The sequence below is a fragment of the Actinoplanes derwentensis genome (assembly GCF_900104725.1).
In the GTDB taxonomy this organism is placed as follows: Bacteria; Actinomycetota; Actinomycetes; order Mycobacteriales; family Micromonosporaceae; genus Actinoplanes; species Actinoplanes derwentensis.
In genome coordinates, this window is the sequence record NZ_LT629758.1 from 8,692,934 (window position 1) to 8,709,904 (window position 16,971).

At 69.6% G+C, this 16,971-nt stretch carries 18 protein-coding genes; 14 read left to right on the forward strand and 4 right to left on the reverse strand.

Translation table 11 applies throughout. The annotated features are described in order from the left end of the window. Positions 1-117 precede the first annotated feature (117 nt). Complete coding sequence (gene rpmE / locus BLU81_RS38850; protein ID WP_092553089.1) at positions 118-342, forward strand: 50S ribosomal protein L31; 225 nt, start codon at positions 118-120, stop codon at positions 340-342. 84 nt (positions 343-426) lie between these two features. Next, on the forward strand, positions 427-1,515 hold the full coding sequence (gene prfA, locus BLU81_RS38855; protein ID WP_092553092.1) for a peptide chain release factor 1: 1,089 nt from the start codon (positions 427-429) through the stop codon (positions 1,513-1,515). Here the strand turns inward: prfA and BLU81_RS38860 are convergent, their stop codons facing one another. After that, positions 1,516-2,862: an outer membrane protein assembly factor BamB family protein gene (locus BLU81_RS38860; RefSeq protein WP_157751979.1), complete on the reverse strand. Its 1,347-nt coding sequence runs from the start codon at positions 2,860-2,862 to the stop codon at positions 1,516-1,518. It abuts the gene before it with no gap. Between the two features lie 2 nt (positions 2,863-2,864). Beyond that, a complete protein-coding gene (locus BLU81_RS38865) occupies positions 2,865-4,364 on the reverse strand; it encodes a GGDEF domain-containing protein (protein ID WP_092553098.1) in 1,500 nt (499 codons plus the stop codon). Positions 4,365-4,488: 124 nt separating this feature from the next. On the opposite strand from BLU81_RS38865, the gene prmC reads away from it, so the two are divergent. Genes prmC through BLU81_RS38885 form a run of 4 tightly spaced genes read left to right on the forward strand, consistent with a single transcriptional unit; the run spans position 4,489 to position 7,632 of the window. Further along, entirely contained in the window at positions 4,489-5,364 is an 876-nt protein-coding gene (prmC, locus tag BLU81_RS38870) for a peptide chain release factor N(5)-glutamine methyltransferase (RefSeq protein ID WP_172890707.1), read from the forward strand. Between the two features lie 36 nt (positions 5,365-5,400). Continuing rightward, positions 5,401-6,045, forward strand: coding sequence for an L-threonylcarbamoyladenylate synthase (locus tag BLU81_RS38875; RefSeq protein ID WP_092553101.1), 645 nt, complete (start codon positions 5,401-5,403; stop codon positions 6,043-6,045). Position 6,046: 1 nt separating this feature from the next. Beyond that, positions 6,047-6,643 (forward strand): arsenate reductase/protein-tyrosine-phosphatase family protein, encoded by a 597-nt coding sequence (locus tag BLU81_RS38880; protein WP_092553104.1) that lies wholly within the window; start codon positions 6,047-6,049, stop codon positions 6,641-6,643. Beyond that, the gene (locus tag BLU81_RS38885; protein ID WP_231953721.1) at positions 6,640-7,632 is read left to right on the forward strand and encodes an L-threonylcarbamoyladenylate synthase; all 993 of its coding nucleotides are present in this window, start codon (positions 6,640-6,642) and stop codon (positions 7,630-7,632) included. The genes BLU81_RS38880 and BLU81_RS38885 overlap by 4 nt, the downstream gene beginning before the upstream one ends. On the opposite strand, the gene BLU81_RS38890 is transcribed toward BLU81_RS38885, so the two are convergent. Beyond that, on the reverse strand, positions 7,615-9,114 hold the full coding sequence (locus BLU81_RS38890) for an SDR family oxidoreductase (protein WP_092553107.1): 1,500 nt from the start codon (positions 9,112-9,114) through the stop codon (positions 7,615-7,617). The two genes, BLU81_RS38885 and BLU81_RS38890, sit on opposite strands and share 18 nt — an antisense overlap. 82 nt (positions 9,115-9,196) lie before the next feature. Between BLU81_RS38890 and BLU81_RS38895 the strand changes: the two genes are divergently transcribed. Beyond that, on the forward strand, positions 9,197-10,522 hold the full coding sequence (locus tag BLU81_RS38895; RefSeq protein WP_092553110.1) for a serine hydroxymethyltransferase: 1,326 nt from the start codon (positions 9,197-9,199) through the stop codon (positions 10,520-10,522). Here BLU81_RS38895 and BLU81_RS38900 read toward each other — a convergent pair. Then, positions 10,501-11,553, reverse strand: a complete 1,053-nt coding sequence (locus BLU81_RS38900; RefSeq protein WP_092553113.1) for a TerC/Alx family metal homeostasis membrane protein — start codon at positions 11,551-11,553, stop codon at positions 10,501-10,503. The two genes, BLU81_RS38895 and BLU81_RS38900, sit on opposite strands and share 22 nt — an antisense overlap. A gap of 414 nt (positions 11,554-11,967) precedes the next feature. On the opposite strand from BLU81_RS38900, the gene BLU81_RS38905 reads away from it, so the two are divergent. The 7 genes from BLU81_RS38905 (at position 11,968) to atpA (ending at position 16,971) form a co-directional block, all read left to right on the forward strand. Further along, positions 11,968-12,399 carry a hypothetical protein gene (locus BLU81_RS38905; protein WP_092553117.1) on the forward strand — a complete coding sequence of 144 codons (432 nt, stop codon included), beginning with the start codon at positions 11,968-11,970 and terminating at the stop codon, positions 12,397-12,399. Positions 12,400-12,573: 174 nt separating this feature from the next. Beyond that, a complete protein-coding gene (locus tag BLU81_RS38910) occupies positions 12,574-12,792 on the forward strand; it encodes a hypothetical protein (RefSeq protein WP_092553120.1) in 219 nt (72 codons plus the stop codon). A gap of 27 nt (positions 12,793-12,819) precedes the next feature. Beyond that, complete coding sequence (atpB, locus tag BLU81_RS38915) at positions 12,820-13,620, forward strand: F0F1 ATP synthase subunit A (RefSeq protein WP_231953722.1); 801 nt, start codon at positions 12,820-12,822, stop codon at positions 13,618-13,620. 106 nt (positions 13,621-13,726) lie between these two features. Continuing rightward, positions 13,727-13,933: an ATP synthase F0 subunit C gene (gene atpE, locus BLU81_RS38920; RefSeq protein ID WP_092553126.1), complete on the forward strand. Its 207-nt coding sequence runs from the start codon at positions 13,727-13,729 to the stop codon at positions 13,931-13,933. A gap of 40 nt (positions 13,934-13,973) precedes the next feature. Further along, positions 13,974-14,510 carry a F0F1 ATP synthase subunit B gene (locus BLU81_RS38925; RefSeq protein WP_092553129.1) on the forward strand — a complete coding sequence of 179 codons (537 nt, stop codon included), beginning with the start codon at positions 13,974-13,976 and terminating at the stop codon, positions 14,508-14,510. Then, positions 14,510-15,331: a F0F1 ATP synthase subunit delta gene (locus BLU81_RS38930; protein ID WP_092553131.1), complete on the forward strand. Its 822-nt coding sequence runs from the start codon at positions 14,510-14,512 to the stop codon at positions 15,329-15,331. Before BLU81_RS38925 ends, BLU81_RS38930 begins: the two co-directional genes overlap by 1 nt. A gap of 74 nt (positions 15,332-15,405) precedes the next feature. Then, the gene (gene atpA, locus BLU81_RS38935; protein WP_092553133.1) at positions 15,406-16,971 is read left to right on the forward strand and encodes a F0F1 ATP synthase subunit alpha; all 1,566 of its coding nucleotides are present in this window, start codon (positions 15,406-15,408) and stop codon (positions 16,969-16,971) included.

The following is a 16,971-nucleotide window of genomic DNA, read 5'->3' on the forward strand; positions in this document are numbered from 1 at the left end:
CCGGCCGGTACGGGAGGCATGGCAGACTGGTACATCGGCCAGTAGGGGTTCCGGTTCACGCCTTTCCAGCAGGAGGGCGACCCGGCGGCCCGTTGCATCGAGAGGGACCGAGAAGACATGAAGAGCGGCATTCACCCCGAGTACACGACCACCGAGGTCATCTGCTCCTGCGGTAGCACCTTCACCACCCGCAGCACCGCCAAGAGCGCGGAGATCCGCGTCGAGACTTGCAGCGCCTGCCACCCGTTCTACACCGGCAAGCAGCGCGTCCTCGACACCGCGGGCCGGGTCGCGAAGTTCCAGGCGAAGTACGCCAAGGTCACTGCCGCGAAAAAGAAGTAACTGCTTCAACGGCGCCCGTCCCGGTTCTCGGGGCGGGCGCCGTTCGCGTGCGGTCCGCTTTTCACGCCGGCTTGGGAGAGTTCGATGAGTAACGACCGATTGAGCACGCTTCTTGCCGAGTACGTGGACCTGGAAAGGCTGATGGAGGACCCCTCCATCCACTCCGACCAGGCTCTGGTCCGACGGGTCGGCCGCCGGTTCGCCGAACTGGCGCCGATCTACGCGGCCAACCAGGAGTTGGAGGCGGCCCGCGCCGATCTGGCCGCTGCCAAGGAGCTGGCCGCCGAGGACTCGGGGTTCGCCTCCGAGGTCGAGGCGGTCGCGGCGGTGTTGCCCGCGCTCGAGGAGAAACTCGGCGAGATGCTCATGCCGCGCGACCCGAACGACGCCAAGGACGTGATCGTCGAGATCAAGGCGGGTGAGGGCGGCCAGGAGTCGGCGCTCTTCGCCAGCGATCTGCTGCGCATGTACACCCGCTACGCCGAGCGCCACGGCTGGGTGGTCGAGGTGATCGACTCGCAGGAGTCGGACCTCGGCGGTGTGAAGGACATCTCCGTCGCGGTGAAGACCAAGGGGATGCCCACCGGCGGTCACGGCGTCTGGTCCCGGCTGAAGTGGGAGGGTGGCGTGCACCGCGTGCAGCGGGTGCCCGTCACCGAGTCCCAGGGCCGTATCCACACCTCGGCGGCCGGCGTGCTGGTGCTGCCCGAGGCTGAGGACGTCGACATCGACATCCAGCCCGGTGACCTGCGGATCGACGTCTACCGCTCATCCGGTCCCGGTGGCCAGTCGGTCAACACCACCGACTCCGCGGTCCGGATCACGCACCTGCCCACCGGCACCGTGGTGAGCTGCCAGAACGAGAAGAGCCAGCTCCAGAACAAGGAGTCGGCGATGCGCATCCTGCGGTCCCGGCTGCTGGCTCAGGCCCAGGAGGCGGCCGACGCCGCGGCCGGTGACGCCCGTAAGGCCCAGGTGCGCACGGTCGACCGTTCCGAGCGGGTCCGCACCTACAACTACCCGCAGAACCGGATCACCGACCACCGCATCGGTTACACCGCTTACAACCTGGACCTGGTCCTCGGCGGCGAGCTGGACGGGGTGCTGGACGCGCTGGCCCAGTCGGACCGGGCGGCCCGCCTGGCCGGCGACTCCGACATGCCCCGCCGCTGATCAGCCGATCTCGTTGACGACCAGCCGGTCCGCGTTCTGACAGGCGAGGATCGTGCCGGTGCCGACGCACTGGCTGTTGCTGCCCAGATCGATCGTCCCGAGCAGGGTGGAGCGGCCGGTGGTCAGGTCGAACCGGCTCACCGCGGCCTGGGTCACGTCCTCGGCCAGGGGGTTGATCAGCACGGCGAAACCCGTGGTGGAACCCCGCGACGAGACCCAGCCGCGCCCGGGCTGACCGACGGGCCGGCCGGTGGCAGCCTCGGTGAGTACTGGCCGGGCCTCGGCGCCGCTCTCGGTGACGACGATCAACTCGTTGCCGGGGACCATCCCGATGAACGGATAGCCGGTGCCCTGCCAGCGCTCCCGGCCGGTGATCGGGTCGACTGCCCGGAACTGGTTCTCCCCGACGAGGCAGACCACCGGCCCGCACTCCTGGCCCCAGAGGTTCGGGGTGGTAGCGGTGACCGACCAGAGCCGTTCCAGCGTGTCGATGCGGTAGGCGGTGACCGCGCTGGTCGCGGCGGTGGTCCGGCTCTCCATGAGCAGACCGGGCGCGGTCGAGAACGAGCTGCTGTTGTTCGCATCGACCTCCTGGGCAGCCCGCGGTAGACGTCGGGACACCGTCGGGACGCCGTCGTCATAGTCGAGCACCGTGACCAGGCCGTCCGGGGTCGAGGTCACCACCCGGACCGGCCGGTCCTCGTCGAGCTGCACCGACAGCTCCGCCCCTTCGGGCAGCGGCCGTTCCCAGAGGGAGCCGCCGTCCCGGGTCCGGACCAGCCGGAGGGTCGACGGCGCACCGCGCCGGCCACGGCCGGCCAGCAGGACCGTGTCCGGCCCGGCTGTCAGGTGATAGCCGGCCGACTGGCGCCACAGCTCCGCGCCGGTGGCCGTGTCGACGGCCGTGATCGTGCCGCCGAAGGTCTCCACGTTCAGGCTGCCGTTCCCGAGGTCGGTCTCGATGACCTCCTGCTCGCCGAGCATCAGCAGCACCCCGCCCCGCACGAAGCTGTCCACCTGGGGCGCCTGGTCACCGAGGGGCCGGTTCCACCGGGCTCGCCCGGTCACCGCGTCGTATGCCGTCAGGGTCGGCGGTCCGTCGCTGTACGTCTGCACCAGGACCAGGCCGTCGGTCATCGTCATGATGTCGATCTCACTGAACGGTATCGACCACAGCGTGCGGATCAGCGGGGCCGTCGGCCGGGCCGAGCCGCCGAGCGCCACGGCGCACACCGCCGCGAGAGCGGCCAGCACCATCCGGCGCGCCGTGCCGTGCCGGAACTCGGGGGCCTGCTCGGCGCCGCCGGCCGGTTCGCCGCTGACGTCACCGAGCTCGATCATGGCCATGGTCATATGGTGGGCTTCCGACCGGCTGCCGCGGCGGCTAAGGCGGCACTGAGGCCACGGCCGTTCGAGCCGACCTCGGACCAGCCGGACGCCACCCCGATCGGCGTCCCCGGCACCAGGGCCTGCCAGTTCTCGGCGTTCGTGGCCGCGCCGATGCGCCGGGACACCTCGGCCGCCTGGTGCGGGCCGGCACCCGGCAACACCAGCACGAACTCGTCACCGGCGAACCGGGCCACGAAGTCACCACGGCGCATCACCCGGTGCAGCACACCCGCTATCCGCTGCAGGACCAGGTCGCCGCAGTGCCGGCCGTGCCGGATGTTGATCGTGGTGAAGCCGACCACGTCGCAGACGCCGACCGCGGCCCGCTCGCCGCGGGACAGCAGCGAATCGACATAGCGTTCGAGCTGGCGGCGGTTCGGCAGGCCGGTCAGCGGGTCGGTGAGGGTCTCGTCGCCGTAGCGGCCCGGGTCACGGTGTGTCTCCTGGGCGTCCAGCCGGGCGGCCACCCCGTCCAGATAGCCGTCCCGGAGCTGGTCGATGCGCAGCGCGGCGAGGCGGAACGCGTACCGGTCGGCGGCGTGCGCGGCCGCGTGATCACCGGCGCTGGAGTGGCAGATGCTGCGCAGCCGGGCCGCCTCGGGAGCGCCCAGGGTCTCGGCGGAGACCGGCACCGCCTCCAGCATGGCCAGCGCCTGCTGCGGGCGGCCGGCCGCGATGGCCAGGCACACCGACCCGAGATGCCGCAGGTCCCGGGTGCGGGCGCTGTCGCCGCCGCCGGTCAGCCAGCGGGTCGCGTCGGACGAGGTCGAGTCGCCCAGCGCGGCCCGGCGGGCGAGGGCGTAGCCGTACACCGCCCGGCTTCCGGGCCGGAGCTGATCGGTGGCGACGTAGCGGGACAACTCGGCGTCGATGTCGCGCAGCACCCGCAGGCAGCCGTCGGTGTCGCCCTGATGGTCCAGCGCCACGGCGTTGCGCAGCCGGATGCCCGGCGCCGCGAAGACCTCCTGTGCCAGGCCGGCCGCCGCACCGACCTCGCGGGCCTGCTCGATCGCGATCAGAGCCTGGCCGTGAAAACCGAGATAGCTGTACGCCATGGCGAGGTCGTGCCAGCCCCAGGCGGTGTCCGCGTCCCGTTCCGGCACGGCGGCCAGGGCCCGGGACGCCTGCACCAGGTGGGTGACGCCACGGTCCAGATTGCTCTGCAGGTGCGCGCCGAGGGCGGCGAAGGCGTGCAACTGGCCGCGCAGATAGGGGTCGGGCACTTCACGGACCGCTTCGGAGGCGACGGCCATCGCGGCCGCCAGCTCGGCCACCCGGCCCAGATTGATCAGGGCGCCGAAGCGCTGCACCAACGCGTACGCCCGGGTCGCCGGGTCGGCCGCGGAGACCAGCACACCGTCCAGGATCGGCAGCGCCACCGCCGACTGCCCGTTCTGCTGCAGGTGGTTGGCACGGCGAAGATCATCGACGTGTTCCGCGAGCTGGTCCAACCAACTCACCAGGCGCCTCCCACGGCCTTGGGCCCGTCTCGTGGATCCCGGCCCACGCATCCCACTCGCGCGTCCGCGGAACGGGCCTGAGCCCGCCGACGACTCCGGGTGCGCGAGGTCCCATGATTATGCCGTGACACCGCGACACGAACACCCCCGCGAGGACACGGATCGGACCCGCTTGGCGCCGGAGCTGGCAGCGGCGGCGGTCGATCTCGGTGTGGCCGGGGTGTCGTCACCTCGTGTCGACGCCGAACTATTGGCCGCTCACGTGCTGGATGTGCCCCGCGGGCGGCTCCTGCTGATCGACACGATCCGGGCCGGGGAGCTGACCCGGTTCCGGGATCTGGTCGCCCGCCGGGCCCGCCGGATCCCGTTGCAGCATCTGCTCGGGAGCGCCGCGTTCCGCTATGTGGAACTCGCGGTCGGCGACGGGGTCTTCGTACCCCGGCCGGAGACCGAGCTGCTCGCCGGCTGGGGTGTCGAGCGGACCGTTCCGGGGGCGGTGGTGGTCGACCTGTGCAGCGGCAGCGGTGCCATCGCGGTCGCGGTCGCCGACGAGACCCGGGCCGGGCGGGTGATCGCCGTCGAGCGGTCGCCGGCCGCCCTGCCCTGGCTGCGCCGCAACGTGGCCGGCTATCCGGTGGTCGAGGTGGTAGCAGGGGACGTGACCGATCCTGATCTGTTGTCCGAGCTGCACGAAGCGGTGGACGTGCTGCTGTGCAATCCGCCGTACGTTCCGGACGGCACCGAGGTCCCACCGGAGGTGTCCGGTCACGACCCGGCCGAGGCGGTCTTCGGCGGCGATGACGGCCTGACCGTGATCCGGCCGGTCGTCGAGTTGGCCGCCCGACTGCTCAAACCGGGCGGATCGCTCGGAATCGAACACGACGACGTGCACGGCGAGGCGGTTCCCGCGTTGCTGCGGGCCGACGGCCGGTTCACCGAGGTGACCGCCCACGACGACCTCACCGGCCGTCCGAGATATGCGACCGCCCGCCGCCGGTGAAACACCGTTCAGTCGCATGGCACACTGCAACACGTGATGCTCTACGACTGCGCCACCGTCGCGGACCGGGACCGTGGCATCGCCGCTGCTGTCGAAGCGGCCAAGAGCGGCGAGCTCGTGGTCTTCCCCACCGACACGGTCTACGGGGTGGGCGCCGACGCGTTCACCTCGCACGCCGTCACCCAGCTGCACCATGCCCGCGGTTCGGACCGCCGGGTGCCGCCGCCGGTGCTGGTCGGCTCCCGGCACACCCTGGACGGGCTGACCTATTCGCTGCCGCGTGCCGCCCGTGAGCTGGCCGACGCGTTCTGGCCCGGCGCACTGACCATCATCGTCGAGCACTCACCCAGCCTGACCTGGGATCTCGGTGACACCGGGGGAGCCGTCGCGGTGCGCATGCCGCTGCACCCGGTCGCCCTCGAGGTGCTGCGCGAGGTCGGCCCGATGGCCGTGACCACCGCCAACAAGCTCGGCTCGCCCCCGCCGCTCACCGCCGACGAGGCCCGCGACCAGCTGGAGTACGCGGTTCGCGTCTACCTGGAGGCCGGCCCCGCCCTGGACCCGGCGCCGAGCACGATCGTGGACGTCACCGGCGATGTGCCGCGAGTGCTGCGGGCCGGTGCGATCCCGCTCGAGAAACTTCGTGACGTGGTTCCGGACATTCTCGATGGGCAGGACTGACTTGGCTCCTTTCACCGTTCTGCACGTCTGCATGGGCAACATCTGCCGGTCCCCGATGGCCGAGCGCCTGCTGGCGCGCGCCGTCCGGGACCGTTCCGGTGAGCCCGACGGCGGTCACCTGCTGCGCAGTGTCAGCGCCGGCACCGGTGGCTGGCACGAGGGCGAGGAGATGAACCCGCCGGCGGCCCGGCTGGTCCGCGCCCGTCGTGGCACGGACGAGGGTTTCCTCGCCCGTAAGCTGCGCGGCGACTTCATCGACGAGGCCGACCTGATCCTCACGGCCACCGCCGATCAGTACGACTACGTGGTCGCGCTCCGCCCCGACGCAGCGTCCCGCACCTTCGTGCTCGGCGAGTTCGGCCGCCTGCTCAGTGCGGTGGATCAGGCCGCGTTGCCGTCGGCCGAGCCTAAACCGGACGCCCTGCACGCCCGGGGCGCCGCGATCGTCGAGGCGGTGGCCGCTCTGCGTGGCTCGGACGCCCCGCAGGCCGGTGACGACCTGGACGACCCGTGGGGCCGTGGTGACCAGACTTTCCACCGGGTGGCCGACGAGATCGAGGACACCACGATGCCGTTCGCCACGCTGCTGCTCCCGTGAGCGGTGTGATCTCCGGGAAGCCCACCGCCGAGACCGATGTCGACTGGCGGAGCCGGATCGTCGAGCCGGACGCCGAAGGGCTGCGCCGGGCGGCCGAGATCCTGCGTGCCGACTCGGTGGTGGCCTTCCCCACCGAGACCGTCTACGGCCTGGGTGCCAATGCCTTCTCGGCGAAGGCTGTCGGCGAGATCTACCGGCTGAAGAACCGGCCCACGTGGAACCCGCTGATCGTGCACGTCGCCGATGTGGACGCGGCGCGCGATCTGGCGTACAGCTGGCCGGATCCTGCCTTTGATCTGGCGAAGGCCTTCTGGCCCGGACCGCTCACCCTGGTCGTCCGGCGGGCCCCGCACCTGCCCGGTATCGGGGCGGCCAACGACACCGTGGCGGTCCGGGTGCCGGCCCATCCGGTCGCCCTCGACCTGCTCCGGGCCTGCGGCCTGCCGCTCGCCGCACCCAGCGCGAACCGTTCCGAGGGCATCTCGCCGACCACCGCCGAACACGTCGTGCGGAGCCTGCCGGACGTGCCTCTGGTGCTGGACGGCGGTGCCAGCTCGTGGGGTATCGAGTCGACGGTGCTCGACCTGACCGGCGCCGTCCCGCGGCTGCTGCGCCCGGGCGCGCTCGGCCTCCGGCTGCTGCGGGACGTGGTGGGGACGATCGCGCTGCCCGAGGCGGAGACCGAGGACGGCGCGGCCCGGCATTCACCCGGCATGAGCCGGCGGCACTACGCGCCGCGCGCCAAGGTCGTCCTCCGTGCGGACGTGCGGGACACCGAAGGGCTGGCGGCCCCGGTCGGCACCCTGACGTACGAGGGCAGCGACGGCACCGAGGTCCTCTCTGCCGACCCGCGGGAGTACGCCGCTGACCTGTACGCCGCCCTGCACCGCCTCGACGACGCCGGTCACGCCACCATCATCGTCCAGGAGCCACCCGGGACCGAGGACTGGCTGGCGGTGCGGGACCGGCTGTCACGGGCCGCCGCCTGACGTCTCGCCGGTGCGGATGACCTCGCTGGCCCCGCTCGCCTCCGCGGTGCGGGTGATGTTGCGGGCCATTCCGTTGAAGACGATGCCGTGGAACGGCAGCACCGACGCCCAGTAGAGGTGCCCGGCCAGCCCGCGCGGCAGGAAGACGGCCCGCTGGCGGTAGACGCTCCCGCCCTCCGGGGAGGTCTCCGCCCGCATCTCCAGCCAGGCCCGGCCCGGCACCCGCATCTCGGCGCGCAGCCTCAGCAGCTTGCCGGGTTCGATCTCCTCGACCCGCCACCAGTCCAGGGCCTCACCGACCCGAAGCCGGTCCCGGTCGCGCCGCCCACGCCGCAGCCCGACCCCGCCGGCCAGCCGGTCCAGCCAGCCGCGCACCGACCAGGCCAGCGGGAACGAGTACCAGCCGTTCTCCCCGCCGACCCCCTCGATGACCCGCCACAGCCGGTCCGGTGGCGCGCTCACCGGCCGGGACCGCTCGTCGACGTAGATGCTGCCGCCGGACCAGTCCGGATCGGTGGGCAGCGGTTCGGCGGAGACGTCCAGGCCGGAGGCGGTGGACCAGCGGGTCTCCACGTCCGCGTCGCGGATCTTGCCGCGGGCCAGGCGGACCGACTCGTCGAAACCCAGCGGTGCCGGGCCGGGGAGCAGTGCGGCGATGTCGTTCTCGTGCGCGATCGCCTCATGGATCAGGCTGGCGACCAGTGGCCGGGCGATGGCGTTCGGCACCGGGGTGATCAGGCCGACCCAGTGCGCGGACAGCCACGGGCTGAGCACCCGGACCGGGACGATGAGCCGGCGGGGGAGCCCGGCCACCCGGGCGTACCGCTGCATCATCTCCCGGTAGGTGAGCACGTCCGCGCCGCCGATGTCGAAACCGCGGTTGACCTCGGGCGGGAGGGTGGCCGCGCCGACCAGGTAACGCAGCACGTCGCGTACCGCGATGGGCTGGATCCGATTCTCCACCCACCGCGGCGTGACCATCGCCGGCAGGCGCTCGGTGAGGTAGCGCAGCATCTCGAAGGACGCCGATCCGGACCCGATGATCACCGGCGCCCGCAGCACCACCGTCGGCACCCCGCTGTCCAGCAGGATCCGGCCGACCTCGGCCCGGGAGCGCAGGTGGGCCGAGGGCTTCTCGTGTTCCGGCGGCTCCGGGCCGCCGAGATAGACGATCCGGTGCACACCCGCCGCACGCGCCGCCGCCGCGAAGTTCCGGGCGGCCTCCCGGTCGAGGCTCTCGAAGTCGGGACGGCCGAGTGAGTGCATCAGGAAGTACGCGACCTCGACGCCGTCGAAGGCCGGTTCCAGGGTCGCCGGGTCGGAGAGGTCGCCCTCGACCACGTCGACCCGGGCCGTCCACGGGGAGTCGCGCAGGCGGGCGGCGCTTCGGGCCAGGCACCGGACCTGATGGCCGGCGTCGAGCAGGCGGGGGACCAGCCGGCCACCGATGTAACCGGTGGCGCCGGTGACAAGACATCGCATAACCGCAGAGTGTGCCCACGAACCGGGGTCCGGAAGCCATATGCTCGAAACCGGAAGACTCCTCGGATCTCGGGAGGTCGGCGTGGGCACCTTCTGGGGGCCGGACTTCGCGGTGTTACGCCGTGAGGATCCGGAGATCGCTTCCGTGCTCGTCGACGAGGTTGCCCGCCAGCGGGACACCCTCCAGTTGATCGCGAGCGAGAGTTTCATGTCGCCCGCGGTTCTCGCGGCGCTGGGTTCCACGCTCGCCAACAAATACGCCGAGGGCTATCCGGGCGAGCGCTACTACGGCGGCTGTGATCAGGTGGACCGGGCCGAGCGGCTCGCGGTCGACCGAGCCAGGGAACTGTTCGTGGCGGAGCACGCCAACGTGCAGCCGCACTCCGGCGCAGCGGCGAACCTGGCCGCCTATGCGGCTCTGGCCGAGCCTGGTGACGTGGTGCTGGCCATGGGACTGCCGTACGGCGGCCATCTCACCCACGGCAGCAAGGCGAACTTCTCCGGCAAATGGTTCCACCCGGTCTCGTACCGGGTCGCCCGGGAGACCGAGGAGATCGACTACGACGAGGTGCGCGATCTGGCGCTGGCGCACCGTCCGAAGTTGATCATCTGTGGGGCCACCTCGTACCCACGGCTGATCGACTTCGCGCGGTTCCGGGAGATCGCCGACGAGGCCGGCGCCTACCTGCTGGTCGACGCGGCGCACTTCATCGGACTGGTGGCGGGCCGGGCCGTGCCGTCACCAGTCCCGTTCGCCGACGTCGTCACCGCGACCACCCACAAGGCGTTGCGTGGTCCGCGCGGCGGCATGATCCTCTGCCGGTCCGAACTGGCCCAGCGCATCGACAAGGCGGTCTTCCCGTTCGCGCAGGGCGGGCCGATGATGCACGCCATCGCCGCCAAGGCGGTCGCCTTCCGGGAAGCCGGCACGCCGGAGTTCCGGGGTTACGCGAACCAGACCGTCCGAAACGCGCGGGCGCTCGCTGCCGGGCTGGCCGCCGAGGGGATGCGGCCGGTCACCGGCGGCACCGACACCCACCTCGCGGTGTTCGACCTGCGCGAGGTGGGCGTGACCGGCCAGGAGGCCGAGGCGCGTTGCGCGCGGGCGGGCATCGCGCTCAACAAGAATCCGGTGCCGTACGACCCGGAGCGGCCCGCCGTATCGTCCGGCATCCGGATCGGCACCCCGAGCGTCACGTCCCAGGGCATGCGCGAGGACGAGATGCGGCGGATCGCGGCGCTCATCACGGCCGCGGTCCACGCCGATCCGGCTACCGAGGACGGGGTGCGGAGGTCGGGAGAGGTCGCCGCCGAGGTGGCGAACCTGGTGGCAGCCTTCCCGCCCTACCCCCGGGACGACGCCGGACCGGCATCGTCTCGCCCGGTTCACGAAGCGGTCGGCACCTGATCGCTGTTCTCCGGGTCCTTGGTGTTGCGGGCCTCGTCACGCCGGTTGGCGGCCAGACTGGTCAGGGTCACCGTGGTGAGGACGACGATGATCACGACTAGGGACAGGGGGGTGGGCACCATCGGCAGCCAGGTCCAGACGTCGTGCGCCCAGTGCAGGACCAGCTTGACGCCGATGAAGGCCAGGATGATCCCGAGTCCGTAGTCCAGGTGGCGGAGCTTGCCGAGCGCGTTGCGGAGTACGAAGTACAGGGCGCGCAGGCCGAGCAGGGCGAAGACGTTCGTCGCGAAGACGATGTAGGGATCGCTGGTGACGCCATACACCGCGGGCACCGAGTCGACCGCGAAGACGATGTCGGTCATGAAGACGGCGACGACGACCAGCGCCATCGGGGTGAGGGTGCGGCGGCCGGCCTCCCGTACGGTCAGCACGGCGCCGTGGTAGCGGTTGGTGACCGGCATCAGCTTGCGCATCAGCCGCACGCTGCGCATCTCGTCGATGTCGACGGTCTTCTCGCCGTCCCCGCCGGCTTCCCGTAGCACCTTGATCGCGGTCGCCAGCAGGACGGCCCCGAAGAGCAGGAAGGCCCAGGTGCCGGAACTGATCACGGCCGCTCCCGCCGCGATGAAGACGGCCCGGAGCACCAGGGCGCCGACGATCCCATACAACAGGACTCGTTGCGCCAGCTCTCGGGGGACCGCGAAGGCCGTCAGCAGCAGCATGAAGACGAAGAGGTTGTCGACCGACAGGGACTTCTCGACGACCCATCCGGTGAAGAACTCGACCGAGACCGTGCCTCCGTAGAGCGGCCAGAGGATCAGGCCGAACACCACGGGGAGCGCCATGTAGAAGACGGTCCATCCGACCGCTTCGCGCATCGGTACGTCATGAGGCCGCCGGGTGATGGCGAAATCCACTGCGAGCAGGCCGAGAAGCAGGGCGATCGTGACGGCCCACAGCAGCGGCGAGCCGATCGATTCGATCGGGGCGGCTAGGACGGTTTCCTGGGACACCGGCTTCTCCTCGAACATGTGTCATCGTTCGAGGTCTCCCTCACTCGCGGGCGCTGCGCACGAGTATCCGTCCGAGGTCCTGATATGCAGGTCCGTATTGACCGGAGCGAATTTTTGAGGTACTCCCCCCGCTTTAACCCTATGAGTTCTCCCTGAACGGTAGCTGTGAACAGCATAGGTTGACCGAGGTGTCGGGGCCGGAGGATTCTGGAACAGGGGAGCTTCTCCCCGGTTACGGTGCCGAAGGAGGTGCTGTCATGTTGGTCGAGGTCCTGCTCGCCGTTCTCCTGCTCGTAGCGCTCGTCATCAGCTCGCTCGCCCTGCTCTCGGGTGGGCGTCCCCACCACCGGCATCACCGCCACTGATTCCGGCTCCCGGGTATCTTCAGTGCCGCACCGCGCCGGTGGTGTGACGTGGTGAGGAGTCTGGAGAATGAGTGTGGCGACGGAAACCCGCCCGTTGGCCGATCGCCTGCGGCACCTTCGAGCGCCCCTGGCCGTCTCCGGGGTGCTGTTGTTCGTCACTCCCGCAGTCGGTTGGTGGGTGGACGGGCCGACCGGTGCTCTCGGAGCCGCGGTCGGCGTGCTGGTGGTGGCCGGTGGATACGCGCTTTCCAGCGTGACGGTCGCCTGGGCGGACTGGATCAACCCGAAGCTCGTGTTCAGCGTCGGTCTCGCCAGTTACCTGTTCAAGGTCTCGCTGCTCGGCATCGTGTTGATGAGTGTTCTGCGTGCGGACTGGCCGGGAACCCGGATGATGGCGATCGGCATGATCACCGCGATTCTGGCCTGGGTGTTCGCACAGACCTGGTGGACCGCCATGTACGGGCCCACACGCCCTGATCCCGCAGTGGAACGGCCCTGAGTCCCCTGTTCGGGTTGCTCATCAAGGGCAAAATAATGATCAGCTAGGCAGCTTTGCCGCAGCGGCGTATCTTAGGCATGATTCGGCTCCAGTCGAGTCACCACCTACACGGCGAGTCATCGTGCGGGGGGTGAATCCTGGCTGCCAACCGGTAGCTGATATCTTGCTCCCGTCATGACCGGTGACCAGAAACCTAATCCTCCGCAGCGCCCCGAGGGTGCGGATGCGGGGTGGTCAGCCGTCGGTTATCTGCTAGGCGGGATGATCGTTTGGGGCGGCATCGGGTGGACGGTGGATCACTGGCTTAATCTTCCCCACGTCGGACTGCTGGTCGGGTTGATCGGCGGTGGCGCTGCCGGGGTGTACCTGATTGTGAAGAGGCTGGGCGCCTGAATCGGCCCGAGCGACGGAGGATGCAAGTTGAGTAACTCGCCGCACGTGCTCGCTGCGGAGTTTCCGCCCGGCCTGGAGAGCTTCGAATTCGGCAGCCTGATCCCTGGGCTGAGCGGAGGCATGTGGGAGACCGCGGTAACCAAGGTCACCCTGCTCGTCTGGCTCAGCGTGGCGATCCTGATCGTGCTGTTCCTGACGGCCTACCGGAAGCCCCAGGTCGTGCCGACCAAGGGTCAGTGGATGGCCGAGAGCGTCTACAGCCTGGTCCGCGACAACATCGCCAGGGACATCATCGGGCCGCAGGGTGTGCGTTTCGCGCCGTACCTGACGACGTTGTTCGTTTTCATTCTGATGAACAACCTCTGGGGCATCGTCCCGTTCGCCCAGATTTCACCGAACTCGCACATCGCCTTCCCGATCGTTCTGGCAGTGTCCACCTACCTGCTTTACATCGCGGTGGGCGTGCAGCGTAAGGGTGTGGGGCGTTACATCAAGGACAGCATCTGGGTTCCCGGCGCCCCGCTCTGGGTGCAGCCGATCCTGGTGCCGATCGAGCTCTTCCAGGTAATCCTGCTGCGGCCGGCCACCCTGGCCATCCGTCTGTTCGCCAACATGTTCGCCGGCCACATGATCCTGCTGGTCTTCACGCTCGGTGGCGTGGCCCTGTGGGAGAGCGCGAGCATCGGCCTCAAGCTCACCGCGTTCGGCAGCTGGGGTATGGCGATCGTGATGACCCTGTTCGAGTTGTTCATCCTGATCCTGCAGGCGTACGTGTTCACGCTGCTGACCGCGACCTACCTGCAGAGCTCCGTTTCCGAGGAGCACTGAGACGAACCGGCTTCCCCGCCGGGCGAGCACCACCGTTCGACACAAATGAATACCTGTCTCACCAAACGTGCGCGTGACGATCACGCGTTCATTGCAGGAGGAACCAATGGAAGGCTCCCTGAACGTCATCGGCTACGGCATCGCCGCGCTAGGCCCCGGCATCGGTGTCGGCCTGGTGTTCGCCGCCTACATTCAGGCCACTGCCCGCCAGCCCGAGAGCGCGTCGCTGACCCGCGTCTACATGTTCATGGGCTTCGCCGTGATCGAGGCGCTCGCCCTGCTCGGCCTGGTGCTCGCGTTCGCACTCGCGTGACCAGCCGGATCGATCCGAGCACCGGCGAAGGGAATCAGGGATGTTGCAGGTAGCAGCGGAGGAGAGTGGCGGTAGCCACATCCTGTTGCCGCCGTTGGCGGAGATCATCGTCGGCACCATCGCATTCGGCGTGATCTTGTTCGTGCTCGCCAAGTTCGTCTTCCCCCGCATGGAGCAGATGTTCCAGGCACGGGTGGATGCGATCGAGGGTGGCATCAAGCGCGCCGAGGCCGCACAGGCCGAGGCGAACGAGCTGCTCGAGCAGTACAAGGCGCAGCTCGCCGAAGCCCGGACCGAGGCCGCTCGCATTCGCGACGAGGCTCGGGCCGACGCTGAGGGTATCCGGCAGGACGTACTGGCGAAGGCCCGCGAGGAGTCGGACCGCATCATCGCGGCCGGCAACGAGCAGCTCACCGCCCAGCGTGACGCCATTGTCCGGGAGCTTCGTTCCGAACTCGGCACGCTCGCGGTCGATCTGGCTAGCAAGATCGTCGGCGAGGCTCTCGCTGACGAGGCTCGTACCCGTGGCACCGTCGAGCGGTTCATCGCCGACCTCGACACGGCGGGACAGCGCTGATGACGTCGAGCGTAAGCCGCGAGGCCTACGGCGAGGCGTCCGCACGGCTGGCGGCCGAGACCGCGTCGGCCACGGCTCCGCAGCTGGTGACGGTCGCCGACGAGATTCTGTCGGTGGCCGGCCTGCTGCGGTCCGACCTGCGCCTGCGCCGGGCTCTGACCGACCCGTCCCGGCCCGGTTCCGACCGTGCCGAGCTGATCAAGTCGTTGCTGTCCGGCAAGCTCTCCAAGGCCACGGTCGACACGATCAGCACGCTGGTGTCCGGCCGGTTCGGCCGTCCGGGTCAGCTGCTGGACGCCACCGAGCGCCTGGGTGTCGACGCGCTTCTCGCTTCGGCGGATCGCGACGACAAACTGGCCGACGTCGAGGACGAACTGTTCCGGTTCGGCCAGATCGTCGCCGGTGACTCCGGCCTGGCCAGTGCATTGAGCGCTGCGAGTGTTCCGCTCGCTGTCCGGGTTAAGCTGGTTCAGGACTTGCTGACCGGCAAGGCGCACGTGGTCACCGGCCGCCTCGTCGAGGTGGCGCTGACCGGCTTCGGCGGGCGTGGGTTCGAGGCCTCGTTGTCCCGGCTGGTCGAGGCGACCGCCGCGAAGAGCGACCATGAGGTGGCGTACGTGACGGTGGCCAAGCCGCTCACCGAGGCCGAGGAGCAGTCCTTGGCCGCGAAGCTGTCCGCCCTGTACGGCCACGAGGTGACCCTGCACGTGGACGTCCAGCCCGCCGTTCTCGGTGGCGCCAGCGTCCGGGTCGGTTCCGACCTCTACGACGGCACGGTCCTGCGCAAGCTGAACGCAGCCAAGCAGGCGTTCGCCAAATAGCTTTTTCCCCTCGATTCCGATCGAGAAGCCCCTCGGTGGCGGTGACGTCCCGAGCTAGACAGAGAAGGCAGAGGATGGCCGAGCTGACCATCTCCTCGGATGAGATCCGGGGGGCGCTAGAGCGCTACGTCTCGTCCGCTACGACCGACCTCACCCGTGAAGAGGTGGGCGTCGTTTCCGACGCGGGCGACGGTATCGCGCACGTCGAGGGTCTCCCCTCGGTGATGGCGAACGAACTGCTCGAATTCGCCGACGGCACCCTGGGTGTCGCGTCGAACCTGGACGTCCGCGAGATCGGCGCCGTGATCCTGGGCGACTTCGCGAAGATCGAGGAGGGCCAGCCGGTCAAGCGCACCGGTCGCGTCCTCTCGGTCCCGGTGGGCGACGCCTTCCTGGGTCGCGTCGTCGACGCCCTGGGCAAGCCGATCGACGGTCTCGGTGAGATCGCGAACGAAGGCTTCCGTGAGCTGGAGCTGCAGGCGCCGAACGTGATGGCCCGGCAGCCGGTGAAGCAGCCGCTGCAGACCGGCATCAAGGCTATCGACGCCATGACGCCGATCGGCCGTGGACAGCGCCAGCTGATCATCGGTGACCGCAAGACCGGCAAGACCACGGTCGCGCTCGACACGATCATCAACCAGAAGGCCAACTGGGAGTCTGGCGACCCCCAGAAGCAGGTCCGCTGCATCTACGTGGCGATCGGCCAGAAGGCCTCCACCGTCGCCAGCATCCGGGGCACCCTGGAGGCGCAGGGCGCGCTGGAGTACACGACGATCGTCGCGTCCCCGGCTTCCGACCCGGCCGGCTTCAAGTACATCGCCCCGTACACCGGCTCGTCCATCGGACAGCACTGGATGTACAACGGCAAGCACGTCCTGATCGTCTTCGACGACCTGACGAAGCAGGCCGAGGCGTACCGCGCGGTGTCGCTGCTGCTGCGCCGCCCGCCGGGCCGTGAGGCCTACCCGGGCGACGTCTTCTACCTGCACTCCCGTCTGCTGGAGCGCTGCGCCAAGCTCTCCGACGAGCTGGGTGGCGGCTCGATGACCGGTCTGCCGATCATCGAGACGAAGGCCAACGACATCTCGGCCTTCATCCCGACCAACGTCATCTCGATCACCGACGGTCAGATCTTCCTCGAGACCGACCTGTTCGCCTCGGGTGTGCGCCCGGCCGTCAACGTCGGCACCTCGGTGTCCCGCGTGGGTGGTTCGGCGCAGGTCAAGGCGATGCGGACGGTCTCCGGCCGCCTCCGCCTCGACCTGGCCCAGTTCCGTGAGCTGGAGGCCTTCTCGGCCTTCGCCTCCGACCTGGACCGTGCGTCGCGTGCTCAGCTCGAGAAGGGCGTCCGCCTGGTCGAGCTGCTGAAGCAGCCGCAGTACTCGCCGTACTCGACGGTCGACCAGGTGATCGTGATCTGGGCCGGCACCACCGGTCAGCTCGACGACATCGCGGTCGGTGACGTGCGCCGCTTCGAGCAGGATTTCCTGCAGTGGTTCAAGCAGCACAACAGCGACACCTACACGGCGATCGAGTCGACGAACCTGCTGAGCGACGACAACGTGGACAGCCTGAAGGCCGGCGTGGTGGAGTTCAAGAAGACGTTCCAGGGCAGCACGACCGGCGAAAGCGGTAGCTAA

What these genes read in the sequence shown, in the direction of transcription:
- rpmE (WP_092553089.1), top strand. Translation starts at nt 118, where the DNA reads ATGAAGAGCGGCATTCACCCCGAGTACACGACCACCGAGGTCATCTGC.
- prfA (WP_092553092.1), top strand. Translation starts at nt 427, where the DNA reads ATGAGTAACGACCGATTGAGCACGCTTCTTGCCGAGTACGTGGACCTG.
- BLU81_RS38860 (WP_157751979.1), bottom strand. Translation starts at nt 2,862, where the DNA reads ATGGCCATGATCGAGCTCGGTGACGTCAGCGGCGAACCGGCCGGCGGC.
- BLU81_RS38875 (WP_092553101.1), top strand. Translation starts at nt 5,401, where the DNA reads ATGCTCTACGACTGCGCCACCGTCGCGGACCGGGACCGTGGCATCGCC.
- BLU81_RS38890 (WP_092553107.1), bottom strand. Translation starts at nt 9,114, where the DNA reads ATGCGATGTCTTGTCACCGGCGCCACCGGTTACATCGGTGGCCGGCTG.
- BLU81_RS38900 (WP_092553113.1), bottom strand. Translation starts at nt 11,553, where the DNA reads ATGTTCGAGGAGAAGCCGGTGTCCCAGGAAACCGTCCTAGCCGCCCCG.
- BLU81_RS38905 (WP_092553117.1), top strand. Translation starts at nt 11,968, where the DNA reads ATGAGTGTGGCGACGGAAACCCGCCCGTTGGCCGATCGCCTGCGGCAC.
- BLU81_RS38910 (WP_092553120.1), top strand. Translation starts at nt 12,574, where the DNA reads ATGACCGGTGACCAGAAACCTAATCCTCCGCAGCGCCCCGAGGGTGCG.
- atpE (WP_092553126.1), top strand. Translation starts at nt 13,727, where the DNA reads ATGGAAGGCTCCCTGAACGTCATCGGCTACGGCATCGCCGCGCTAGGC.
- BLU81_RS38925 (WP_092553129.1), top strand. Translation starts at nt 13,974, where the DNA reads ATGTTGCAGGTAGCAGCGGAGGAGAGTGGCGGTAGCCACATCCTGTTG.
- BLU81_RS38930 (WP_092553131.1), top strand. Translation starts at nt 14,510, where the DNA reads ATGACGTCGAGCGTAAGCCGCGAGGCCTACGGCGAGGCGTCCGCACGG.
- atpA (WP_092553133.1), top strand. Translation starts at nt 15,406, where the DNA reads ATGGCCGAGCTGACCATCTCCTCGGATGAGATCCGGGGGGCGCTAGAG.